The organism is Bosea vestrisii, from assembly GCF_030144325.1.
GTDB lineage: Bacteria > Pseudomonadota > Alphaproteobacteria > Rhizobiales > Beijerinckiaceae > Allobosea > Allobosea vestrisii_A.
Genome location: NZ_CP126307.1, coordinates 812,265 through 835,698 on the forward strand (window position 1 = coordinate 812,265; position 23,434 = coordinate 835,698).

Sequence of the window (23,434 nt, forward strand, 5' to 3'; positions counted from 1 at the left end):
GGCGGGGGTAGAGGCTGCTGCCGAGATCGGGGAGCGTAAGGCCGCGGACGTTTTCCCGCCAGAACCAAGCGCCTGCTCTCGGCTCTTTGCGGATATTATGGAGTGCGCCCTCACTGGGCTATCGAGTTTGCTTCTAAGGCCGCCGTGACACTCCGTGCCCAGCCTCTCTAGGGCTCGCATGAGCCTCTTCCCAGCCGCGCAACGGGCCTCCGTGTAACCTGCTGCTGGCTGGGCCGGATAAACCCATTAGGGCGGGGCCGCGCCTTGAGAGTACGCAGGTCCATCCTTGGTCTGCACCCAAGCCAAGCGAAGCGAGATGGGCCGTCGCGGCCTCGCCGGCACTCGAACAGCAGTGCTCAAGATGAAGAATGCCAGCGTCGTCTCGAAAAGAGCTTCCATACTGAACCCAAACCCAAAGCAGATGGTAGGCGCCTCTGAGAGCTGCATCTGTAGGACAACCGGCTTCGTCTCGTTCGACATCTGAAATCGGGTCCAAGGCCAACCTCCGTCTGGACCATGCATCTTACATTACACGCCAGCGGCAGCAGTACACCCGTTGCTGACAATGCCTAGCATGGTAGACCACCGTACATGATGGCCACGCAATAAGTTCTGCCGGATCCAAACAGAAAGGCGAATTTTGATGACGAACGCGCTCGCAGCAACCTTTGCCATGTGCATGTATGCTGGTTACGCGACAGCGGAAACAAGCCTCGTCAATCTCGATGATTTCATTGGTGGAATCGAGAAGGCCGATGGCGAATATGCGTGCAAAACTTCTGAGGCCGTGTCGGCTCTTTGGAAGGAGTTGCGGCTTCGGTACGTGCCCTATCCGAACCAGAAGCCCTTAGCCAAAGTGAACCTTCCAGCACGTTTCGCCACGGCGTTCGGTAAGGCAAAAATAGAAAACCGCGACAGCGCGGGCTATCGACGCATAACTGTCCCGCTCACAGGAACATATCGCGGCCTACGCACCCAACGAATTGCCTTCGACATGGGCATCGAGAACGGCATAAGCATCGTCTCGATTTTGTTTGATGCTTCGAAGCCAGAAGTAGAAGGCGTTCTCGGCGCCGACCTCGCGCGTGCAACGCCAATGTCGTGGGGAAGTGCGGAGATTGTCAGACGCGGCGAAGCCACCGAACTGGTTTGCGACCTCTCAAGTTAAGTGGACCGCGGCCGGAAGGTCGCACGCAGCAACCGCTTCGTTCATATCGTGAGGTCCACTTCTACCATAGCGGGAATTAGCATATCGAAGATATCGGCCGATCCCTGAACGGACATGTCGCAGCGGGTAAATCTGTGAGGCTAGGCATCAATCTTCGCGGCGATCTCGCTAAGCTCAGCAATGAAGAGTTAGCCTCGTATTTAGAGAAATGCATCGCCGACCGCGAAGGACTTGGATCGCACGCTGGCTATGGTGCAAATCGATGGCTGTACAAGACCGGCGCCGCGATGCCCTTCGGCAGAGGTCCCTTGCACGCCCGCATTTTTTATCGGGTCATGGGTCTCATGTACGGTGGCCCTTTGAATGGACGCTCTTTGGGCGACCTTTATGTTCTGGATTGCGAGATCAAGGACATCATGGATGAACTGAAGCGACGGGCGCGCGCCACGCGAAGGCATCGCCTGCGCCGCTCATCATAGGCAGCTCCCCGCTTGCAGCGGATATTGCCAACCCTTGGCTTGTGAGCAATTGCCACGCAGCGAATTGATCCATTGAGGACGCACGCCATGCGCCTGACTTCGGCAGTAGCGCTCGCAGTGCTGCTTTCTGGATGCGGAGAGCGGGTACCGTATGTGCCGATGTCTCGATTATCAGACGGCGCGCGGGCTGATTGCACGGTAGGGCCATTTTCGCCCCCAAACCTGTTTCCGACTGCAGATGAGGAGAGTGCGAAGCGAGAGCTCGCTGCGTGCTTGGCGGCATGCCGCAAGCTCGGGTTTACAGAGAACCGCGAGTTGCCGCCCTTGATGGCCGGTGTGCGAATAGACGGCAGATGGCGGCACACCCGGGAATGCTGTCTGCGAGGTTCTAAAGCAGCGGTAAGGTCTGCTTCGAGCTCTCAGTGGCCACTCCATCTGCCGGTATCAAACTTCAACACAGGCTTGGTGCGGACGGCGGGGGTCGAACCCGCATACCGTTTCCGGCGAGGCATTTTAAGTGCCTTGCGTCTACCAGTTTCGCCACGTCCGCGCCGCGAAACTGGTTAGCGACGGAAAGCCTTTCCGACAAGCGCCGGTTGCGCGTGATGGCTCAGCGCCCGCCCGGGAATTCACAGCCCTCATCCTGAGAAGGCCCGAAAGGGCCGTCTCGAAGGATGCTCCAGCTGGTTCCTGAGACTCCTGAAACATCCTTCGAGACGCCGCTTCGCGGCTCCTCAGGATGAGGCTCAGGAGATGTCCGTCAGCCTCTCAGCGCCTATGCGCCGGCTTGTACCACTCGACCCCGTCCGGATCGACATAGAGCCCCGGCGCGACGTCGGAGCCGATCTTCTTCTCCTGCATCGGCACGCGCACCGTGTCGTCGCGGTCGCCGCGGCGGATATAGGGGCCGCTTGCCTGCTGGCTGTGCTGGCCGCCGCCACTGCCGCCGCCCATCACCGCCCGGCGGCCGGCGACCTTGTCGTCGAGCGCCGCGACCTGGCGGGCCGAGAAGGCGACCTTCGCCGTGCCCTCGACGATCGGAAAGGCCTTGCTGGAGGAGCCCTCGCCGGTCACCCGGATGCCGACGAAGCGCGGCACGTAAGACTGCCCGCCGCCGCCACGCGCCAGCGCGTCCCAGCCACCGGTGGTCGAGACCTGCGCACCGCAGCGCTTGTGGGCGCGCTCGCAGGCTACCCGCGAGCCGTAGCGCGGCGCCTTCTGCTCGAATTCGGCGCGGGCGTTGCGATAGGCGTGCTCGCATTGCTCGGCCGAGAGCTTGCCGGCCTCGATGCATTCATCGCGGCGGACATAGGTCTGGCCGGCCGCCTGGGCGGCAAGGTCCGCGGGCGTCAGGGCTATGCCAGCGACGGCGAAGGCCGCCGCGCGGACGAAGACGAGGGGAAGAAGCGTGATCATGCGCCCTCCCTGACCATGCGATTGTGGCGTCACAGCAGCGGCCTCATCGTGATGGCGAGTTCGCGCGTGCCACCATAATCGATCTTGCCGTTGCCGAGCACCGGAATCGAGCCGGTCACCAGGATCGCCTTGGGCAGCCACAATTCCGGGAAACCCTGCGCCTTGGCCTCGTCCTGCAGCGCCTTCTTCTCGGCGTTGGGCTTTTCGGTGACGAGGACGAGCTGCTCGCCCTTGCGAACGTCGGGCAGCGCCACGACCACGTGATTGTGACCGGGCCACAGGCCCGAGATCATCGATTCGACCGCCGCAAGCGAGACCATCTCGCCGCCGAGCTTGGCGAAGCGCCGCGCCCTGCCCTTGATCGTGATGAAGCCATCGTCGATCGCAACGATGTCGCCGGAGTCGTGCCAGCCGCCCTCCGGCGGTACGATCGCGCCCGGCCGGTCGGCGTTGAGATAGCCGAGCATCACATTCGGCCCCTTGACGCAGAGCCGCCCGCCCTCGCTGATGCCCTCGACCGGCTCGAGCTTCGCCGTGATGCCGGGCAGCAGCCGCCCGACGCTGCCATCCTTCGTCGCGACCGGCGTGTTGCAGGCCAGCACCGGCGAGCATTCGGTGCAGCCATAGCCTTCGAGGATGGTGGTGCCATAAGGCTCCCACATCCGGCGCGTCTCCGGCTTCACCCGCTCGGCCCCGGCGACGACATAGCGCACGCTCTTGAGGTCGCCCTCGTCGGCAGCGCGGGCGTAACCTTGCAAAAATGTGTCGGTGGCGAACAGGAAGGTCGCGCCGGTCTCGCCGATCAGCTTCGGCACCTGCTTGTAATGCAGCGGGCTCGGATAGAGCACGACCTTCATGCCATGGATCAACGGCATCAGCAGCGCCGCCGTGAGCCCGAAGGAATGAAAGGCCGGCAGCGGGTTCATGACCACGTCGCGCTCGGAGAGGAAGCCAGCGGCGAGCTCGAAGATCTGGCGGGCATTCGAGACGAGATTGGCGTGGCTCAGCACCACGCCCTTCGGCTTGCCCTCGGTGCCGGAGGTGAAGAGCACGACGGCCGGATCGTCGGGCTTGGCCTGATGGCGCGCATGCACCATTCCCGGCACCAGCGAGGCCAGCGCGCCGATCGCCTTGTCGAGGCTGGTCAATTCCTTGCGGACATCTTCGAGATAGATCACCCGCCGCCCCGGCGCGAGCGCCTCGATGATGTCGTCGAGCTTGGCCTGGTCGATGAACCGGCGCGAGGTAATGATGGTCGAGACCGGCCCGATCTCGCAGGCGGCGGTGAGGTTCTTCAGGCCCGCGGTGAAATTGAGCAGGGCCGGCACGCGGCCATAGGCTGACAGCCCGAACAGCGTCACCGCCATGCCCTGGACGTTCGGCAGCATCAGCCCGACCGTCTCGCCGGGCTTCGTCAGCGCCGAAAGCTTGCGGCCGAGCACGAGCGCGCCCAGCACCAGACTGCCATAGCTGAGCGGCTTGCGCTCCGGATCCTCCAGCGCGATGCGGCTCTTGCCGTGCTTGCCGGCGGCCGCCAGCAGCGCCTGGAACAGCGTTGTCCGCGCACCTTCGACGTCGAAGGGCTGTGCCGGCAGTTCGATCGCGGCCATTCGGCTCGTGCTCCCCTTGTCGTTCCTCTTGCCTCGCAACCTAAGGCGAATGGGCGGCGATACAATGTGCCGGCGGCAACTTCCCCAGCGTCATCCAGCGCGCTAGGGTTGTGCCGCCAATGGAGGCTTCCGCCATGCCTCGGCTGCGCCTGCTCCTGTCATTGCTGCTCTTTGTGACAGCCGAACTCGCCGCTGGCGGCGCGCTCGCCCAGCCACGCATCGAATGGGAAATCGCCAACCGCTTCCGTCTGTTCCGCGACGAGGCGCAATTCCGCAAGCTGGCGGAGATCTATGCCGCCCTACCCGTATCGGATCGGCGCGATCGGCCCGCCTTCGCCTTCGAGGACGCGATGCAGCGCGCCGCAGCCGCGCGCACGCTCGGGCCGGCCTTCGGCGATCCGGCGAGCGTCGACCGCTGGGGCTGGACCTCGGCGGTTACACGCAAGACCTGCTTCCAGAACGGCAATCGCGGCCACTGGCAGTGCCTGCTCGACACCGGCGACCAGTTCATGGAGCCCCGCGTCGCCGACGTCGTCGCCCGGATCGCCGAGCTGCCACCGGCGCTCGCCGGAAAGACCTGCCGCTGGACGGCGGGCGAGCTTGCGGTGGTCGCGCCCTGCTCCGGGGAGGCCAGGCTGGCGCGCCGCGCCTTCGAAGAGCCATTCGACATCGCGGTCAGCGTCGACGGTGCCCCGGTTGCCGAAGCCAAGGCGGTAAAGCTGCGCCATATCGCCATCGCCGGCTTCGGCGATTCCTTCTCGTCCGGCGAAGGCAATCCCGACCGGCCGGCCGAACTGGTCGATGACAACATCGACACTTACAAAAAGATCCTCCCCTCTTCCCGGCTTCCCGCCTCGTTATCGCAACTATCCGCGCCGGCGCGGCGCGACCGACGGGGCGCTCGGCGGCGCAGCCGCGGCGATCTGGCTCAACGCGCAATGCCACCGCTCGCTCTATTCGCAGCATGTTCGGGCGGCGCTCACCCTGGCGCTTGCCCATCGCGATGTCGCGGTGACGCTGACGCCCTATAGCTGCACCGGGGCGGAGGTGACCGCCGGGCTCCTCGGCTACTACGCAGCGCGCGACGATGTCGGCGATGCCGTCTACGACGCCTCGCCCCAATTGATGCGCTACTGGCGCGACTATTGCCGCAATTTCACCGGCTACAACCGCTTCGACGACGAGGGCGCCGGCTTCGATTGGCGGCGTGATCTCCCACGCTGCAGCCAGCCTCGCGCGATGAAGCCCGACGCGGTCCTACTCAGCATCGGCGGCAACGATATCGGCTTCTCGAACGTCATCGCCGAGGAGGTGATCGGCCGCGGCCGCTTCGGACTGCGTGTCGGGCTGCTCTACAAGCTCTGGCTCAGCCAGATCGAGACCAAGACCTTCGCCGAGGCACGGACCGCCGTCGACAATGTGATCCCGGCACGCATCCGCGAACTGTCGACCGCGTTCGAGAAGCATCTCGATGTCCCGGCCTCGGCCATCGTCCAGACCGCCTATCCGCAGATGATGCGCAGTGAAGGCGGCACCCCTTGTGCGGTGGGCGACGCCGGCATGGACGTTCATCGCATCCTGGCGATCAGCAAGGAGAGCACCGGCCGGGAGGGCGCGGCCTTCGTTCCCTATCTCAACCGCGGCATTGCAGCTGCCATCGCCGCCCTTCCCGAAGCAGGACGCTGGCGCTTCGTCGATGCCCATGCCGAGCGCTTTGCCGGCCATGCGCTGTGCACTGCCGGCGCCCCGGCCGATGCGCCGAACCGCGCGGTTTCCGGCGCGATGCAGTTTCCGAGCTGGAACTTCGCGCAGCGCCGCTGGGAGCCGTTTGCCCCGAGCGCCTGGCGCGCCTATCGCCCGCGGCAACGCTGGTTCGTCACGCCCAACGACTCGTTCCTGACGGGGCATTACATGCGTGTCGGCAGGCTCGAAGGCTCCGATACCACCGATCCGCTCAGCCCGGAGCAGCCGCTCTTCGCCGCGACGCTCGGCGGTTCCTTCCATCCCAACGCCAGCGGCCATGCTGCGATCGCCGACGCCACCATTCCGGTGCTGCGCGAGGTGCTCAAGCTTCCACAGCCTTGATCCCTTTGCCGGCGCATGGCCGGGATGCGCGGTGGGCTACTTGTGTGTTGCATTGCAACGAAAATCGCCCTGGAATCGGCTCGGGTTCAACGATCGCGAAACGGCGGCGGTCCAATCGCTGAAATTTGACGAAGAAGCCGTTCATCACGTCGTGCTGTCGTCATTGAGATCGGGCATACTTATCACTATCTCCGGTTGCGGAGCTGGGGATTGCAGTCGTGCCGTCTTTTTCGAGAAAACCGATAGCCGCCGCTGCGCTGGCAGTGGCTTGCGCCGTCATCGCCACGCCCGCGAGCGCCGCGGGCTTCTGGGAGACGTTGTTCGGTGTCCCGCAGCGGCCGGCCATCGCGCCCATGCCGGACAATCCGCTGCACATGACTGTTCGGCCCTCGCGCAAGAAGGCGAAGCTCGACGGCGCTACCAAGGACGTCAAGGACGGGCCGAAGACCCCGCTCGTCAAGCCGATGGAATACGCCAACGACCCGTTCTGGTACCTCAAGGACGAGACACTGAAGAAGGGCGACATCATCGTCCTGAGGGATCGCGTCGTCGTCTTCGATGGCGGCGCGCGCGCCTATGCCAACTTCGCCAGCTTCCAGACCAGCAAGCTGCTCTCAAGCAAGGCCAAGAGCCAGCTCAAATACCTGATCTCGACGCCTCGGGACAATTACACGGTCTGGGAGCCCGTCCAGGCGATCGGCGATCGCAACGTTGCCGCCTCGGCCGAGCTCTCGGAGCGCACGCGCTGAGGCCCAGTCTCGCCCGCGCCGTCCCATTTCAATCGCATTGATACCTTCGAACGGTCAGACCAGCGACAGAGGCTGACCAGATTTCGCATCCAGGGTCGCTTCGCATCGGGCGCTTGCCCCTCCTCCAGCGATGGAAAGGAGCCAGAGATGCGTAATTTTGCCAGGACCGCTAGCCTCTCCCTAGCATTGCTCGCCGGCGCCGCCGCGGCACAGGCCCAGGGTCCATCCCTCCCCATCCCGGATAAACCCGGACTCCAGAATCCCGGTGCCGTTCGCAATGCGACCGTGGTCGAGCGCAGCTCGCTGCCGCCGCAACTGCGGGTGCAGGTCGACAGCGCTGTGGCCCAAGCCAGCCCCGACGACCTGAAGCAACTCAGGCAATCAATCGACACCATTCCGGCTGCCACCAAGGCACTCCAGGCCAAGAGTATGAACTCGGCCGCGATCATCGCGGTGGGCTTCGACGAGGACGGCGATCTGACTCTGATCGCGCAGGAGACGATCTGAGAAGCCAGTCGCCCCAAGATTCCGGCCGAAATGCCGGAAGGCTTCATGGGCAGTTCGGCGCTCCTGCCCGTTCCCGCGCAGCGCCGCGAGAGCCGGATCCGATCGGATTGGCACAATCTGATCGGTGAATCCGTCTCTCACTCGCAAGAAAGGACTGATCATGAAACTGACCGAAGCAGGCATCGACAGCGCTGTCCACCAGCTCGAGGCGCAGGCGATACCGGAGAACCACCCCGCCACGGTCCAGCTCGGCGAGCTGTTCGGCGAGCACACCTTCTTCCTCGACACCAGCGGGCTCGCCATCATCGAGCCGGTGAAAACCGATGGAGCAGCCGAGAGCATGGGGCGTGTGGTCAAGCTCGCGCGCTGGAGCGACGAGAGCCGAAAGAATCTCTCGCCGCACGAGCCCGAGTACACCGACATCGTGGTCGCGCTCGACAAGGCGGCGTAGGGCGCAGAGATCGCTCATATATGCGGATTCTCCCCTCTCCCGGCTGGATTCCTCTGCGAACCGGATGAGGCGCGGGGGCCCCCTCCCCCTTGTGGGGAGGGGCAGGGGTGGGGGGCGCAAAGTCGAAGCGAATTCCGCGGAAATCGAGCCGACTCGCCTCTACAATCCACCGATCATCCCGTCGTTCGCCCCCATCCCCATACCCTTCCCCACAAGGGGGAAGGGAGGAGCCAAGCGATCGGCTTTTCGCAGAGGAATCCGGCTGGGAGAAGGGTTCCCCGAGCACAACGACCAATGGCGAGCCTCAGCCGAACGCGCCGATCTCGTGCTGGATAGCGCCTGAAATCTCGCGCAGCAGCGCAAAGCACGCTCGCATCGGCTCGATCACGTCGCGATGCAGGCCGGCATAGGCGCCGCCTTCGCGGGGACCGGCAGGCTCGCCGAAATCGAGCCCCAGCGCCGGATCGGGATTGATCGGGAAGATCTCACTGAGCAAGGCAAGCGCCCCGGTCATGTCGAGCCGCAGGATGCGCTCGAGCAGCAATTCGCGCGTCACCCCGGCATGCGGCCGGAAATCGGGGATATGGGTCGCCGACAGCCAGATCCGGTGCAGCAAGGCGAGGCGCAGCGTATGCAGCGCCACCAACCTGACCGGCATCGCCGGTGGCTCACCTGCTGCCTCCTTCAGCTTGAGCCGGTCCGAAGCGAAGCGCCAGAACAGCCGCCGCAGCGCCGGCGCAAGATCGAGCTGCGCCAGCGCTTCTGCAACCGCGAGCAGTTCGTCGCGCCGCCCCTCCTTCTCGGTGCGCCGCGCCCGGTCGAACCAGCTGCCGGCGTCGAGCGTGTCGAGATAGGCGCGCAGCACGTCGAGATCGCTGTTCGCCATCGCATGAGCTGCGAGCCGGTAGGCGCGGCCGAAGCGCTCCGAGCTCTCGCGCATGCTCATGAACAGTTCGGGCGCGCGCGCCGCTGCATGGCCAATGCCGTGGACGCTGTTCGCCAGCCAGCCGAGCTGCTGCAGGATCGCGTTGTTCGGAATGGCGCGCAGCTCGCGCGGATGGCGGATCACGGTCGGCCCGCCGGCATCGCTCTGCCGCGCCGCCGGGCGCGAACCGGTCTTGTCGAGCAGGGACGGACCAAAGGTGCCGATCAGCGCCGCATAACCGGGATCGTCGACGAGATGCGTCATCTCCTCGCGTACGGTCTGGAAGAACTCGGTCGAGAAGTCCGGTTCGGCATAGATCGGATCATCCGCGCCGGCGGCCGGATCGGCAAAGACGCTCTCGGCGATGCGCGCCACCGTCGCGCCGGCCAGCCCCTTGGTCCCGAACAGCAGATAGCCGTCGCTGCCCTGGAAGCTCGTCTCGCGCGTGACCTTGACGCCGGCCTTGGCGAAGGCGCGTCGCGGCCATTCCGGATCGAGATAGGCCAACCGGTCGGCGAGGCTGTCGGGATGGGCGCCGCGTCCGGCCGACTCGCCATGGGTGTCGAAGATCACGAGCTCGATCTCGGTCAGCCCATAGCGTTGCAGCAGTTCGAGGATGCGGCTCCTCAGCCGCTCGACCCAGAAGGTCGCCGCAACCTGGCCGATATAGCGGCCGGAATCGGAATAGCCGAACTGGACGCAGAGCCGGCCATGGCGCTTGAGATAGTCGCGCCAATGCGGGCTGCGCAGCGCCTCGTCGATGATGCGCGGCCCCTGTTCGAGCGCGTCCGATGTCTCGAACAGCGGCGAGATCTCGACCAGGTCGGCGATACCGAAGCGCCTGGCGAGGTAGAGCGCCGACAGCAGCGTATAGCCCGTCTCGGTCTCGGCGATCAGGAAGCGCACCGGCCGCGAGCCGTCGACATGCTTCACGATCTGCGCGACCATCATCATCATCCGGGCCGCCGAGGCACGCTCGACCGCGAGCGCGCCGAAATCGACCGGGGTCGGCCTGACCTTGGCCAAGGCCTGGTTCGCCGCCGCGAGGAAGGCGCGCCGCTGCGCCGGCTGGGCCGGCTCCTCGTCGAGCGGGATCACGCCGCGCATCGCATTGTGGAGCTGCGAGGCGTTGAGCCGGAAATGCGGCAGCGCGATCGAGACGCCGTGCGCGATCACGCCGGCCCGCGCCAGGATCAGCGCGCTCGCGGTCTCGTCGTCCCCTGCCAGCATGATCGCCTTGTCGAGCGCGGCCAACAGCCGCGATGCTTCCGGCAGGGCCGCCTCGCGCTCGCCGACGAGTGCCAGCGAAAACGCCTGCAGCGCCCCGATCTCCGGCTTGCTGTTCAGAGGCGGGCAGAGCGAAAGCTGCCGCTCGGCCGCGGCGAACGCCCCTTCGATCAGCGCCCTCACCTCGGCGGTCGCCGGCGCGTCCGGCAGCTTCTCCAGCAGGCGGAAGAACTGGCCGCGCTTCGATTCCAGCCGGTAGCGCAGCGTGTCCCACCAGCCGATATCGGTGCGCCCGTCAGTATCGCTGCCGACCCAGGAGGCGAGCAGCAGCGCACGCGGCCTGAGCTCGCGCCAGCGCTGCGGCCAGCGCGCCCGCGCCTCGACCAGGAAGGCGCCGTTCAGCCGGTCGATCGCGTCGCGGGCATTGCGCACCGAAAAGCGCGCCTGCTCGAACTCGTCCTGAAGAGTGATCGTCGTATCCGGCCGGAAGGAGAGGTCGGCCGCCCTCAGCGCCGCGGCCTCGCCTTCGTTCGAGGCGAGCTCCGCCAGCGCATGCGCCACCACCCGGCTCATGCCGAAGGTCGGATGCGCGGTGAACACCGCGGCAAAGCGCGTGCGCCCGAGCGCCGCGCCATAGGCCTCGAAAGGCTGCACCGCGCCACTCGCCTCCTCGGCGACACGCCGCGCCAGCGCCGCATAGGCCTCGGCTTCGTCACACTCCAGACCGACATAGGCCGCGACGCGCGCCCCCCGGTCGGCGAGCGCGGCGCGGCCGAACTGGCGGATCAGCGCGGCCGCATCCTCGAGCGTGACGTCGCCACGATCCATCTTGCGGGTCAGCCAGAGCGTGGCGCGCAGCACCGGATTGCCGAACGGGTCCTCGCGCGCATCCGAACGCGCCTGCACGATCGCCGCCGACAATTCGCTCGCCAGCGCCGACGGCGACAACTCCTCCACACCCGCCACGCCGCTCTCCCGCTTTTCAATCGTTTTATGGCTCGGCGCAGGTGAGCAAGATTCCGACTCTGCTGCAACTGCGAAATGAGATGCGGCAGCGCAACAGCGAGCGCAGCGCCCGAAATGAAGGTCCGGCCGGGGAACATCGGCGTGCGCCCCGTGTTGGCCTGACACTGTCCACTCACCCCGAACAGCAGACGGGAGCAGACCATGCTCAAACATGCGATATTGACTGCCGGCCTTGTCCTGGCCTCGACCGCCGCGATGGCGCAGAATCAGGGCCAGCCCAACGGCCTGCCGGAACCCCCCGGTATCAGCAGCGAGATGGCGCCGCGCTTCCAGCGCTACGTCGTCGACCAGCGCCAGATGTCCTACAGCTATGACCAGCCCGTCGTCGTCGGCGCCATCCTGCCCACGACCGGCGTGACCTATTATGCGGTCCCGCAGGAATACGGCGCCGGCAGCAACTACCGCTACACTGTCGTCAACAACCGGCCCGTGCTGGTCGAGCCCGGCACCCGCCGCATCGTCCAGGTCATCAACTGATCGGACCAACTGATGGGGTCGGCCGCAGCGTCCGGCCCTTACAATTACCGTGTCCATGGCCATATCGGGGTAGACCCGGAGGAAGCCATGGACACGACCGTGCGCCGTAACCTCGCCGGCGGTTGGGGCGTCTGCGACCTGCTCGAGCGTCCGATCTGTTCGATCACGCGCGATCTTCACGGCAGTTACTGGATCATCCTCTCGCAGGAGCAGGTCGCGCGCCTGAGCGACATCCGAAAGGGGCCGTTCCCGTCGGTGGATGCAGCCATGACGGCCATCGAGAAAAACCTCAACGGACCATGCCGTCATCGCGCGGTAACTGTTTCGGAAAGTCATTCTCCTAGAATATCGGCAGTCACGACATAGCAGAGCTCGTCTACAACTTCATTTGGCCACATTGCCTCGATAGAAATAGCAGGCAGGCGAAGAATGATCGGCTGGTTCCTTGACATAGGAACCGGCGGCGAGCCTCCCACCCTACCCATCGAAAACCGATTGCTGCCAATGGCAGCACCATCGCCGCACTCTTTGTGCCCGCGATGTCTTCACAAGACCGCGCGGCCTTAAGCCGGGCGGCAAACGGACATAAATGCAAGAATCAACACAACTGAAGTCACCCGATAGCCAGCGCGTCGCCGATGCGATCGCCAACGCCATGCCGCCAAGATCCGCACCCGATTGGAAGCCGCAACCATGCGGCCTCAGCCGCCAGGAACTGCGTCGCATCGTCAAGAAAATGCTGGGATGAGGAGGCTGACATGAACATACACCCATCCAGAACCACAGCTTTCGACAATCGCTTGACCCGATCGGGGCCACGCGCCGACGCTGCGCAGACAAGGCGGGGGGCAACCCCGCAGGCGAGCTATGAGCGCTACCTCGCTCTGGCCAAAGCCCAGGCCCTCGCCGGCGACAGGATCGAGGCCGAGCGCAATTATCAATACGCCGAACACTATCACCGCTTGATCAACGGCACGGCCGCCTGACAGGGTCCTTTGCAGGCGGCGCCGGTAACGCACCGCGGTATTCCTGTCTCAATCCCTCCATTGGGTCGGGTCAAGCGGCGCGCATCATGGCGCTTCTGGAACGGAGCGCTACCTCCTCCGCAGGCTGAGGCCACCCCGGCAAGGGCCGCCTCCCTAGCTAGCTGGACTTTGCCATGAACGCGCGAAGGGCAGCCAGCCAGACCGCAAACCCCTTCCTTTCGAAATGATCCGTCATCCGCTCGCGGTCCTCGCCTGAGCAGTCGAAGGTCGCCCACCACTCGATGAAGGCCTGCCCGGTTTCCACGACCGGTGTCACACGGATCGTGGCCAGGTAATTCTCGACCGGAAACGGCGGAGGGCTGGCAAAGGCATAGCTGTAGCAGCGGTCCATGTCGGAATGCGCGAGCAGGATCTGCCGCAGCGCGGTGCCTCCCGTGCCGACGCGCCGGACACTGCCGACCTGGTCGCCCGCCCGTCCCTCCTCGATGATGGTTTCGCTCCGGACTCCCGCCCATGCATAATGACCGAATGGCCGGATGACCGACCAGACCGCATCGGCGGAGTGATCGATCACAGTGCTGAAAAAGGCTTTTGCCACCGCGATCTCCTGTCGTTCGAGGGCTTTGTCGACGCCAACAGTGCGCCAGAACGGCGCACTGCCGACACCCGATCTCTGCCGTCTCGAGCCGTGGCGCCGCCCTGCTGCTTGCAAGCGAGCCTGATCCCCTGCCAGCTATCGCGTGATGGAACCCCTCGCCATTCCCGAATACATCGCCGCCATGCTCGGCGGCGCGATTGCTGCAAAAGCCGCCGGAACGCGGTTCTGGAAAGGCATGCTCGTCGGCCTTGCCGTGCACTCGCTCTGCGATTGAGCTTCGCGATCGAGACCCCGGGCTACGCTCTCAACCTGGTGTCCTACCTTGCCGCCGCCTCCCTGGCCGGAGCGGCGCTGCGCATGCGCCTTCTCGCGATCAGCGCCGTGATCCTGCTGGCGGGAGCCGCGATGGCGCTCACGCTGTTCGCGTTCCTGTCCCGCTACGGCTTCTGGTGACCAGCCTCGCCGGCCTGAGAGCCAATCGGCCGTCAGGCAGCTTTGCCTCTTTCATTTGAAATTAACTTTCTGGTAAGAGCTTCGGGATTCCTTTCCGGTGATGACGGCCTGCCACCCAGGGCAGGCCCGACCCCGTAATCAGGAGATGACCGCATGAAGCGGACCATGATCGCTGCGAACGCCGTCCGTTTCACCGGCAAGGGCCCCCGCAAGACGATCCCGCTTCTGGTTGCTCTGGCTGCGCCGGCTTTAGGCGCCTGCAGCGTCTCGCCGATCCAGACCGCCTCGACGGCCGCGCCCGCCACCAAGGAGCCGCACGAGGCCCGCAAGCGCGCCATCGAGCTGGCCAAGGCCGACCCGCGCGAGAAGGAATGCCTCGTCCGCGCGATGTATTTCGAATCGAACCGCTCGAGCGATGCAGGGCTGCTCGGCGTCGGCACGGTCGTGATGAACCGGGTCGGAGCGCCGCGCTATCCTGAGACGATCTGCGGCGTCGTCGGTGCGCCGCGTCAGTTCGCGCCGGGCGTCCTCACCCGCCAGATGGTCGCACGCGACCTGCCCAAGGCCGAAGCCGCCGCCGAAGCCATTCTCGCCGGCAAGCGCAACGAGGCCGTCGGAAACGCCAAGCACTTCCACATGGCGGGCCTGCGCTTCTCCTACGCCAACATGCATTACGTGACGGTGGCCGGCGGCAACGCCTTCTACGTCAAGGGCGAGCGCCCCGAGCGCCGCCGCATCGAGGAGCCGAGCTATCAGCTCGCCGCGGTGACCGCCCCGGCGCCGCTCGCCACCACCACCTCGACCCGATCGACCTCCTTCGCCAGCGCGCCGCTCGCCTTCGCGCCCGAGACCCCGGCCGCCGCCGCGCCGGCAAACCCGGCCTTGCAGCTCGTCGCCAATGCCACGCTGCCGCCGAGCCGCCCTTATGATCTCGGCATGTCCAGGAAGACCGCCCAGGCCTTCATCGCGCCGCCGAAGAGCGACGCCCGCCTCGCCGCGCTGATGCCGCCCTCCCGCCCCCTGCGCGGCAGCCTACAGCAGAACTGAGCGGAACCACGCCGCAGAACCCCTCTCCTGGAAGGAGAGGGGCAGGGGTGAGGTATTCGGACGGAAAACGTTCGCCTGAACCCAACCGCGCGGTGAGCGCTCGCGGCACTGGTCCGATCTCCCACACTCACCCTGCCCTCTCCTTCCAGGAGAGGGTTCCCCGCGCCCTTGCTTCATGCGCAGCGGCCTCAAGCGGGGACAACTCCCCAATCAATCCCCGCTGCAAAAACCTCACGTATGCTTCTCTCCGTCCCGCCCGAACCGAGGGGGCTTCGCGAGGCGTCGAGAGGCCGGGCGGGAGAGCGGTGTCCGTGGCGAAAGAGCTTCGCAAGCCCGAACGAGTTCGGCCGCGCAGAGTGCGATCCACTTTGCGACCGGTTGGCTCCTTCCACCACGGAGGGGTTTCGTCGTTCGGGGCAGGCACCCCGGTCCAGCCGGACGCAACACACGGCGAAAGCTCAAAAGAAAACCGCGCGCGGGGTTCGGGCAGTGGCCAGTGGCGCTGCTTCGATATTCGACATCGACATTCGGCACGCAGCCGTCGACTGCGACGCCGCCTGAGCCCCGCGCCTCCCTCGGATGGCGTTTCCCTTAGAACCTCGCGGCGGAAGCCGGCGAGCGCATCCTGCTGTCTGCAACCACGCCGTCTTTCCGGGACTTCGCGATAGCGAAGGGCCCGGAACCCAGAACCGATGCCGTTCGTCACAATGGCGCTGCGACCGGAGTGTGTTCCGGAAATCGCATCGGCTCTGGATTCCGGGCTCAGGCCTGCGGCCTGCCCCGGAAAGACGGCGGTGGTTCCCATCGGCGGAAGCACACTCTAGCTTCCCCTCACTGCCGCGAGCCTGCCATGAGACGAAGCAGCCCGACCCGCCTGCCGGCGCCCTATCTCAGGCGCATCTGGCTCGACCGCGCGGCGGTGCCGGACCCGGAGGCCTATCCCTGGTGCCTGCCCTTCCTGCGCGACACATTCGAGCTCACCTTCGACAAGTCGATCACCATCATCGTCGGCGAGAACGGCACGGGAAAATCGACGCTGCTCGAAGGCATCGCCGCGCTCGCCGGCTATGACGAGGCCGGCGGCGGCAAGGGCTACCGCCCGGTCGACCATGCTGAGGCCGTCGAGGCATGGGCGGCCAGCTCGCCAGCGCGCTCAAGGCGAGCTGGCTGCCAAAGGTCACCGATGGCTGGTTCTTCCGGGCCGAGAGCTTCTTCTCGGTGGCGCGCTATCTCGACAAGGCCGCCCGGGACGGCGGCTACAGGCCGCCCGACTTCCTCTCCCATTCGCATGGCGAGGGCTTTTTGCGCTTCTTCGAGGAGCGCTGCCAGCGCCCCTTCATCTTCGACGAGCCGGAATCGGCGCTGTCGCCAGCCCGCCAGATCGAGTTCCTCAAGCCCCGCATGGACCGGCTCGGCCAGTGCCAGGTGATCATGGCGACCCACGCCCCGATCCTGATGGCCTATCCCGGCGCCCGCCTGCTCGGCCTGACCAAATACGGACTCGATCCGGTGACGATCGAGCAGACCCAGCATTTCCGGCTCATCCGCGAGTTCTGCCTCGATCCGGCAACGTTTGTGGAGACGATGATGGAGGAGTGAGCGCCCAGTGCCGCGCCCCTGCTCATTACCTAGCAGTGAGCGCTTCCGTCGCCGTATCGGCTGCTCGCTCAAGGCAGCGCCGGTCTGCCCCTGCTGATCGGCATCGTGCTGTTGGTGGTAGGAGATGTTGATCAGACGGTAAGGGGCGGCAGATCGATGGGCAAAACCTGATGACGTCGCCAACCCTGTCTTAAGCTCCTATCGACCGGCGAATTTGGGCGTGCGATGAGTAAGATATAGAGATTAGTGAGAATCAAACGCGGCCATGATTAAGCGGTTGCCACGCTATGCCGAGATTGAGTTGCAAAGGCTTTGTGCGGAAGGTGGCGCACTTTGTCACTCTGTAGATGAGGATGAAAGCGGCTGGGATCGCCTAATCGAGTTCCCAGAAATGAACTTTCTCGGCGCAATAGATATGCGCCCACCGCGCTCAGTTGCTTATGTACAAGTTAAATCAGCGAGAAATCGTAAATTTAAATGCCAGCTGAAACTCTCAAACGCCCTCAGAGCAGCTCAATCATCGCAACCATGGTTTATTTTACTCCTGACAACAGATTCAATAGGAAAAAATCCAAAATTATACGCCCTTCATGTGTGGGGCCCTCTTATCGAGCGAATTTTGAAAGCCGCACGCCAATCTGAAATTGACAAAATGCCCCTGCATAAAAGCATGTTAACATTCACATTTGGGCCAAACGATGAAAAAAACGACACATTAATAGAATGGATGCACTCTACTATTGTAGAGGTCGGGGATAGTTACGAAATAAAGAAAATCAATACCAATAAAACCCTCGGGTATGAGGGTGGTTATGGCCAAGCCCTCATGTCGCTGGAAGCAAAAAGTGAAGAGGAGATATTAGAGAATTTTCTTGGACTTGGCGAAGGCTTACATATTAGCAAATTTGTTTTTACCCCAAGCCGCTTCGGAATTCCCGCATCACAGCCTTCCATTGAAGTGTCGTCTGGCACCGTCCATATTCAACCAGACTCTCTTGGCGAGATCGAAATTCGTCTACGAAATGCGGGAAATGACCAGCCTATAATTCTGCAGGGCAAGGCATACCCCGGACCTCCTGGGACGAAATTGCTGCGATTTTCTGCAAGTTTTATTGATCTTATTTGGAGTGACGGAATCAGGTCCGATTTTCGAGCAAATATAAGTGTTACAAAAAAATATGAAATCGCGACAATTGAAACCTTTATAACCTTGATGAATTGGTGCGAAAAAGGCCCAGTTGATTTACAGATCTGGTTCAAAGGCAAGCGGGCGGTTAGCGACGAACTAAATAACCTTCTCCTGACAACAGAATGGGAATGGAAACCCCTCGCATCGGCATTGCACCTTCTTCGTACAATCGCAGGCACACCCAATATAGAATTAAGCCTCAGCGATATATGCGCAACACCAGGGCTAAAGACTCTAGCGGAAGTGTTACAAGCACCTTCATTAAGGTTGGAGTTTATGCCGCAGCCAGAGACACCCGCCTCACCACTCACCTCGATAATATATTGGACAAACATGGTCACAGGCGACGTGTCTTTTTGCGCACTGGTAGAAAATCTCGTTGATGAAGATGTGATCTTGAATGACGGGAAACGCCAAATAACATCAAGAAATAAGATATATTTAGAAAGTTATGCGATAAAGTACGTCAAAGACGAAAATCAAATAATAGAATTTGATTATAAACATTATATGGAAAGCCCTGAGCGAATCGCAAATTCGATAGGCATAGGCAATATTCATAAGTTTTTGCTAGAGTGCCAAAACCAAAGTAGATTGGACTGATGATTCTCCTTAGAAAATAGTTACCTCCGAAGTCGGTAGATTTTCATATGCCCAGCCCCCTCTCCCCCGCCCGCCTCCAGGCCGCCGTCGCGTTCGCGCAGGCGCATGATTCCCCCTGGCCGCGCAGCATGTTCTATCCGGACGGCGCCTATGTCGGGAATCGCGAATGGGACGAGAAAGGTCCCTGGACCGAGATCGTCGGGCCGGTCGAGCCGCGCGGCGGGCCGGCCGGGATCGTGCTGCAGGGCGGCAAGGTCGTCGCAGAGTGGGGCGATGTCGAGCGGGCGGACATGACCTTCTCGATCGCCAAGAGCTATCTCTCGGTGCTGGCGGGCCTTGCCGTCGCCGACGGCCTGATCGCCGATATCGACGAGCCTGTGGGACGGAGCGTCGACGGCCCGCATTTCTCCAGCCCGCACAACGCGAAGATCACCTGGCGGCATCTGCTGCAGATGAACAGCGAATGGCAGGGCGAGATCTTCGGCAAGTCCGACCAGGTCGACCATTTCAGGCAGATCGGCATCGGCGCCGACAACAGCCGCAAAGGCCAGCGCCGCGAGCTCAGCGAGCCCGGCAGCCTCTACGAATACAACGACGTCCGGGTGAACGCGCTCGGCTATGCGCTGCTGCGGCGCTTCCGCCGGCCGCTGCCCGAGGTCCTGCGCGAGCGCATCATGGACAAGGTCGGTGCCTCGCAGGGCTGGCGCTGGGAGGGCTACGAGACCTCCTGGCTCGAGATCGACGGTGAGCGCATGCAGTCGGTCCCCGGCGGCGGCCATTGGGGCGGCGGCCTCTTCATCAGCGCCCGCGACCATGCCCGCTTCGGCCAATTGATCGCGCAGAAGGGCATCTGGGAGGGACGCGAGCTGGTGCCCTCGGCCTGGATCGCGCAATCGCTGGTGCCCTCGCCGACCCTGCCGAATTACGGCTTCCTCTGGTGGCTGAACCGCGGCCCCGCCGCCAATCCCAAGCTCCCCGCGAGCGCCTTCAGCGCGCAGGGCGCCGGCAACAACCTGATCTGGATCGACCCCGAGCACGAGCTCGTCGCGGTGCTGCGCTGGATCGACAAGGCTGCGATCGACGGCTTCCTGGAGCGGCTGGTCGTGGCGGTGGAGTGAAGGGCGCGGGAACCTCAACGCAGAACCCCTCTCCTGTAAGGAGAGGGGTAGGGGTGAGGTGTTCGGGAGAGAGATCGTTAGCCTGAACCCGACGGCGCCGTGAGCGCTCACGGAGCTGGTCCAACGGCCTACACCTCACCCTGCCCCCTCTCCTTACAGGAGAGGGTTCCCCGCGTGTCCTCGCCCATGCGCTCCGCGTAGAACCACCCTCGCCCGCCACCCTTGCCGCCACCTCTCCCTCAGCCCATAAGCCGCCCTGCTCCTGCAAGGCCTCGCCAGTGTCCCCACCCGCTCCCCCTCGCCTCGCCATCGGCTTTGCCTGCGGCATCCTGTCGGCCGTGATCTGGGGCGTGCAGTCGGTGATTTCGCGGCAATCGGTGGCGGACGGGCTCTCGGCCGGCGACGTCACGATCCTGCGCTTCCTCGCCGCCTCGCTGGTGCTGCTGCCCTTCGCGCTCAAGCGGCTGAAGCCGTTCCCGGTCGGCCGGCTCGGCTGGAAGAAGGCGCTGATCCTCACCGCCATCGTCGGCCCGAGCTACAGCCTGATCCTGGTCGGCGGGGCACATTTCGCCCCGGCTTTGCACTCCTCGGTGATCTCGCCCGGGCTGATCCCGGTCGCGACCGCGCTGCTCGCCGTCCTCGTGCTCGGCGAGCGCATCAGTCCGCTCAGGGTGATCGGGCTGTCAATCATCGTCGCCGGGATCGTGGTCTTTTCCTTCGAGGCGATGGCGAACACGCCGACGCGCGAAGGCGCCTGGATCGGCGACCTGCTCTTCGTCCTGATCGCCGTGCTCTGGTCGGTGTTCGGCCTGCTGGCGCGGCGCTGGGGCGCGGATGCGGTCGAGGTCACCATGGCGACCTGCCTGCTCTCGGTGCCGCTGCTGCCGCTGCTCGCGCTGGTGCAGCCGGTCAACCTGCTGCAGGTGCCGTTCTCGGCGATCGTGCTGCAGGCGCTCTACCAGGGCGTCATCGTCGGCGCGGTCGCGCTCTTCCTCTACACCCAGGCCGTCGCGATTCTGGGCGCCGGCCGCGCCGCGCTGTTCCTGCCGCTGGTGCCGGTGGTGACGGCGCTGTCGGGCGCCGCCCTTCTGGGCGAGCGCGCCTCGGCGCTGGAGATCGCCGGCATGGCGCTCGCCATCCTCGGCATGGTGGTGGCGCTGAAGGCGCCGAGCCACGCCTGAGCTGTCTTTGCCTCGCCGTCATTCCGGGGCAGGCCGCCAGGCCTGAGCCCGGAACCCAGAACCGATGAGAGATTGTAAGAAGCGCGCGGCCACGGCAGCGCCTTGCCGATAAGCGGCAACGGTTCTGGGTTCCGGGCTCTTCGCTTCGCGAAGCCCCGGAAAGACGAGGCCGCTCAGCCCTTGTGGTCCTTGGCGATCGGCTCGACATAGGACAGCCCCATGTCCCAGGGGAAATAGATCCAGGTGTCCTGGCTGACCTCGGTGACAAAGGTGTCGACCACCGGCACGCCGGCCGGCTTGGCATAGACCGTGGCGAAATGGGCGTTCGGCAGCATCTCGCGTACGACGCGGGCGGTCTTGCCGGTGTCGGTCAGGTCGTCGACGACGAGCACGCCCTTGCCCTTGCCGTCGCCGATGGCGCGGATCGAGGGGGCGATTTCCTTCATCACCTTGAGCTCGGTCTGGTTCTTGTAGTCGTGATAGCTCGCGACGCAGACCGTCTCGATCATGCGCAGGCCGAGCTCGCGGCAGATGATCGCCGCCGGCACCAGCCCGCCGCGGGTGATGCAGACCATCGCCTCGAACGGTCCGGCATCGGCCAGGCGCCAGGCGAGCGCCCGGGCGTCGCGATGAAACTGGTCCCAGGAAACGGGGAAGGCCTTGTTGGCGCTCGGTTCGGCCATGGCTGGTCCTGCGGCAGACTTAAGAAAGAGCCTTTCCGCAAAGCGCATTCGGCGCAGGCTGGCAAGAGCCTGACGGCCACAATCCCCGCTCGGGATCACCCAGCGAGCTTCTTGCGCTCCACCTCGACCATCGCCTGCACAGCCGACGTCGCCATCATCAGCTTCTCCGGGTCGCGCGAGCGGATAACGATATTGGTGTCCGGCCCGGTCTCGGACCAGAACGGGTAGGAGCCGATCGAGCAGTCGGGATGGGCCTTGGCGATCTCGGCGAGCGGCGTGCCGATATCACCTTCCTTCAGGCCCGCCCTCACCGTCTCTGACAGGATCTTGGCGCCGGTCTTCAGCGTCGGCGCCACGACGTCGAGCATGGCCTGCATGATCGCCGGGACGCCGGCCATGACATGGACGTTGCCGATGCGGAAGCCCGGTGCCTTCGACACCGAATTGGCGATGAGGTCGGCGCCGGCCGGGATACGTGCCATCCGCATCCGCGCTTCGTTGAGCTGATCCTGCGGGAAACGCTCCAGCAGCATGGCGACGGCACGCGGATCATGGTCGATCGGCACCCCGAAGGCGGCCGCGACCGCATCCGCCGTGATGTCGTCATGGGTTGGGCCGATGCCACCGGTGGTGAAGACATAGGTGTAGCGCGCACGCAGCGCGTTCAGCGCCGAGACGATCTCGTCGGTCAGGTCCGGCACCACCCGGACCTCGCGCAGCTCGATACCGATATTGGTCAGGTATTCGGCGATATAGCCGATATTCTTGTCCTTGGTCCGGCCGGACAGGATCTCGTCGCCGATCACCAGGATCGCGGCGGTGATGACGGGCGGAAAGGCGGGCGATGGCGCTGCCGTCATGGGCATGATCCTGCTGTTCGAAAAAACGCCGCATGCGTGCCCGAACTGCAAGCAAGCTAAGCCACTTGCGCGCGGTTTCTCAAGCGGCGCGCCAGTCGGGGCCGCTATGCGCGCGCGGCGCGGCGCATCACGAGGTCGTGCGCTCGTAGACGAGGTTGAGCCGGGTCTGGGCGATGAGCTTGTAGCCCTTGCTCTCCAGCAGCGCCGGAAGGTCGCTCTGCCAGCGCCCGCGCGAATCCTCGACGATGATGAAGCCCGGCCACAACGCCTCCGGAGCATCGCGCAGGAAGGGCTCGAGGATCAGATCCTCGGCGCCCTCGACATCGAGCTTGACCGCGTCGAGCCGCTCATAGCCCTCGCCCTGCATCAGCGCGAGCAGCGTCGTCGCCGGGACGCGCACCGAGTTCGCATTGCTGGAACGCAGGATGCGCACGCTCGATTCGCCCTTGTTCGTAGGGTCGAGGAACAGCGTCAGCTCGCCCGGCTTGTCGGCGAGCGCGCAGGCCACCGCTTTGACCGTGCCGAACGGGTTCTGGGCAATGTTGTAGGTCAGCCGCGCGAAAATGTCCGGCTGCGGCTCGACTGCAAGGATACGCGCGCCGCGGCCGGCGCGGGCCGCGACGAAGAGCGAATAGGCGCCGATATTCGCGCCGATATCGATGAAGCAGAAGCCGTCCCGGATGCGCGAGGCCAAAAGCTCGCGCTCCCGCGCGTCGAAGTACTGCGGCGTGAACAGCACCCGCTTCTCGCAGACATTGCCTTGGGGGTAGAGCCGCATCTGCGCGCCGAGCGCCTCGATGTCGACGGGCTGGCCTTTGAGCCGGTTGAGCCCGAGGCGGCGCAGCGCATAGGCGAATTTGCGCCCGAGGAAGGAATCCGAGGCGCAGCGCGTCCAGCCGATGAGGCGCGCGATGCCGCCCTGGGGGGCGAAGGTGCCGAAAGGCTGATCCTCGGCCGATCTGATCTCGTTGAATGCCATCGGCGGGCTGATACACCC

At 64.4% G+C, this 23,434-nt stretch carries 23 protein-coding genes, 1 tRNA gene and 1 pseudogene; 17 read left to right on the top strand and 8 right to left on the bottom strand.

The features are described from left to right. Positions 1 to 643 precede the first annotated feature (643 nt). On the top strand, positions 644 to 1,168 hold the full coding sequence (locus QO058_RS03960) for a hypothetical protein (RefSeq protein ID WP_284170470.1): 525 nt from the start codon (positions 644 to 646) through the stop codon (positions 1,166 to 1,168). A gap of 134 nt (positions 1,169 to 1,302) precedes the next feature. Continuing rightward, a complete protein-coding gene (locus tag QO058_RS03965; RefSeq protein WP_284170472.1) occupies positions 1,303 to 1,647 on the top strand; it encodes a hypothetical protein in 345 nt (114 codons plus the stop codon). A gap of 463 nt (positions 1,648 to 2,110) precedes the next feature. Here the strand turns inward: QO058_RS03965 and QO058_RS03970 are convergent. The 3 genes from QO058_RS03970 to QO058_RS03980 form a co-directional block, all read right to left on the bottom strand. Next, positions 2,111 to 2,197 (bottom strand) — tRNA-Leu (locus QO058_RS03970). Positions 2,198 to 2,415: 218 nt separating this feature from the next. Next, the gene (locus QO058_RS03975) at positions 2,416 to 3,063 is read right to left on the bottom strand and encodes a DUF1190 domain-containing protein (RefSeq protein ID WP_284170473.1); all 648 of its coding nucleotides are present in this window, start codon (positions 3,061 to 3,063) and stop codon (positions 2,416 to 2,418) included. 29 nt (positions 3,064 to 3,092) lie between these two features. Further along, on the bottom strand, positions 3,093 to 4,673 hold the full coding sequence (locus QO058_RS03980) for an AMP-binding protein (protein WP_284170475.1): 1,581 nt from the start codon (positions 4,671 to 4,673) through the stop codon (positions 3,093 to 3,095). A gap of 134 nt (positions 4,674 to 4,807) precedes the next feature. Here QO058_RS03980 and QO058_RS03985 point away from each other — a divergent pair, with 134 nt between their 5' ends. The 5 genes from QO058_RS03985 to QO058_RS04005 all read left to right on the top strand — a co-directional run bounded on the left by QO058_RS03985 (position 4,808) and on the right by QO058_RS04005 (position 8,465). Further along, a complete protein-coding gene (locus tag QO058_RS03985) occupies positions 4,808 to 5,704 on the top strand; it encodes a hypothetical protein (RefSeq protein WP_284170477.1) in 897 nt (298 codons plus the stop codon). Further along, positions 5,685 to 6,758, top strand: coding sequence for an SGNH/GDSL hydrolase family protein (locus tag QO058_RS03990; RefSeq protein WP_284170479.1), 1,074 nt, complete (start codon positions 5,685 to 5,687; stop codon positions 6,756 to 6,758). The genes QO058_RS03985 and QO058_RS03990 overlap by 20 nt, the downstream gene beginning before the upstream one ends. A 218-nt stretch (positions 6,759 to 6,976) precedes the next feature. Then, on the top strand, positions 6,977 to 7,507 hold the full coding sequence (locus tag QO058_RS03995; protein ID WP_284170480.1) for a hypothetical protein: 531 nt from the start codon (positions 6,977 to 6,979) through the stop codon (positions 7,505 to 7,507). Between the two features lie 147 nt (positions 7,508 to 7,654). Next, positions 7,655 to 8,014, top strand: a complete 360-nt coding sequence (locus QO058_RS04000; protein ID WP_284170482.1) for a hypothetical protein — start codon at positions 7,655 to 7,657, stop codon at positions 8,012 to 8,014. A gap of 160 nt (positions 8,015 to 8,174) precedes the next feature. Next, entirely contained in the window at positions 8,175 to 8,465 is a 291-nt protein-coding gene (locus QO058_RS04005; protein WP_284170483.1) for a hypothetical protein, read from the top strand. A 304-nt stretch (positions 8,466 to 8,769) separates the two neighbouring features. Here QO058_RS04005 and QO058_RS04010 read toward each other — a convergent pair whose 3' ends face one another. Continuing rightward, a complete protein-coding gene (locus tag QO058_RS04010; protein ID WP_284172810.1) occupies positions 8,770 to 11,445 on the bottom strand; it encodes a phosphoenolpyruvate carboxylase in 2,676 nt (891 codons plus the stop codon). Between the two features lie 339 nt (positions 11,446 to 11,784). Between QO058_RS04010 and QO058_RS04015 the strand changes: the two genes are divergently transcribed. The 3 genes from QO058_RS04015 (at position 11,785) to QO058_RS04025 (ending at position 13,106) form a co-directional block, all read left to right on the top strand. Then, positions 11,785 to 12,120 carry a DUF1236 domain-containing protein gene (locus tag QO058_RS04015; RefSeq protein WP_284170484.1) on the top strand — a complete coding sequence of 112 codons (336 nt, stop codon included), beginning with the start codon at positions 11,785 to 11,787 and terminating at the stop codon, positions 12,118 to 12,120. A gap of 87 nt (positions 12,121 to 12,207) precedes the next feature. Then, positions 12,208 to 12,486, top strand: a complete 279-nt coding sequence (locus QO058_RS04020) for a hypothetical protein (RefSeq protein WP_284170485.1) — start codon at positions 12,208 to 12,210, stop codon at positions 12,484 to 12,486. Positions 12,487 to 12,878: 392 nt separating this feature from the next. After that, a complete protein-coding gene (locus tag QO058_RS04025) occupies positions 12,879 to 13,106 on the top strand; it encodes a DUF4167 domain-containing protein (RefSeq protein ID WP_284170486.1) in 228 nt (75 codons plus the stop codon). 157 nt (positions 13,107 to 13,263) lie between these two features. Here the strand turns inward: QO058_RS04025 and QO058_RS04030 are convergent, their stop codons facing one another. Then, positions 13,264 to 13,704 carry an SRPBCC family protein gene (locus QO058_RS04030; protein ID WP_284170487.1) on the bottom strand — a complete coding sequence of 147 codons (441 nt, stop codon included), beginning with the start codon at positions 13,702 to 13,704 and terminating at the stop codon, positions 13,264 to 13,266. Positions 13,705 to 13,849: 145 nt separating this feature from the next. Here QO058_RS04030 and QO058_RS04035 point away from each other — a divergent pair, with 145 nt between their 5' ends. From QO058_RS04035 to QO058_RS04065, 7 genes and pseudogenes are all read left to right on the top strand, one after another. Then, positions 13,850 to 13,978 carry a hypothetical protein gene (locus QO058_RS04035; RefSeq protein WP_284170488.1) on the top strand — a complete coding sequence of 43 codons (129 nt, stop codon included), beginning with the start codon at positions 13,850 to 13,852 and terminating at the stop codon, positions 13,976 to 13,978. Continuing rightward, positions 13,975 to 14,157, top strand: a complete 183-nt coding sequence (locus QO058_RS04040; protein WP_284170489.1) for a hypothetical protein — start codon at positions 13,975 to 13,977, stop codon at positions 14,155 to 14,157. Before QO058_RS04035 ends, QO058_RS04040 begins: the two co-directional genes overlap by 4 nt. A gap of 153 nt (positions 14,158 to 14,310) precedes the next feature. Continuing rightward, on the top strand, positions 14,311 to 15,204 hold the full coding sequence (locus QO058_RS04045) for a cell wall hydrolase (protein ID WP_284170490.1): 894 nt from the start codon (positions 14,311 to 14,313) through the stop codon (positions 15,202 to 15,204). 850 nt (positions 15,205 to 16,054) lie between these two features. Further along, a pseudogene (locus tag QO058_RS04050) lies at positions 16,055 to 16,803 on the top strand (AAA family ATPase). Between the two features lie 265 nt (positions 16,804 to 17,068). Then, a complete protein-coding gene (locus QO058_RS04055; protein WP_284170491.1) occupies positions 17,069 to 18,595 on the top strand; it encodes a hypothetical protein in 1,527 nt (508 codons plus the stop codon). A gap of 47 nt (positions 18,596 to 18,642) precedes the next feature. After that, complete coding sequence (locus tag QO058_RS04060) at positions 18,643 to 19,713, top strand: serine hydrolase domain-containing protein (RefSeq protein WP_284170492.1); 1,071 nt, start codon at positions 18,643 to 18,645, stop codon at positions 19,711 to 19,713. Between the two features lie 278 nt (positions 19,714 to 19,991). Continuing rightward, positions 19,992 to 20,894 (top strand): DMT family transporter, encoded by a 903-nt coding sequence (locus QO058_RS04065; RefSeq protein WP_284170493.1) that lies wholly within the window; start codon positions 19,992 to 19,994, stop codon positions 20,892 to 20,894. Positions 20,895 to 21,067: 173 nt separating this feature from the next. On the opposite strand, the gene gpt is transcribed toward QO058_RS04065, so the two are convergent. From gpt to QO058_RS04080, 3 genes are all read right to left on the bottom strand, one after another. Continuing rightward, on the bottom strand, positions 21,068 to 21,577 hold the full coding sequence (gene gpt, locus QO058_RS04070) for a xanthine phosphoribosyltransferase (protein WP_126110372.1): 510 nt from the start codon (positions 21,575 to 21,577) through the stop codon (positions 21,068 to 21,070). Positions 21,578 to 21,672: 95 nt separating this feature from the next. Continuing rightward, the gene (locus tag QO058_RS04075) at positions 21,673 to 22,437 is read right to left on the bottom strand and encodes a competence/damage-inducible protein A (RefSeq protein ID WP_284170495.1); all 765 of its coding nucleotides are present in this window, start codon (positions 22,435 to 22,437) and stop codon (positions 21,673 to 21,675) included. A 127-nt stretch (positions 22,438 to 22,564) separates the two neighbouring features. Continuing rightward, positions 22,565 to 23,416, bottom strand: coding sequence for an FkbM family methyltransferase (locus QO058_RS04080; protein ID WP_284170497.1), 852 nt, complete (start codon positions 23,414 to 23,416; stop codon positions 22,565 to 22,567). Positions 23,417 to 23,434 lie beyond the last annotated feature (18 nt).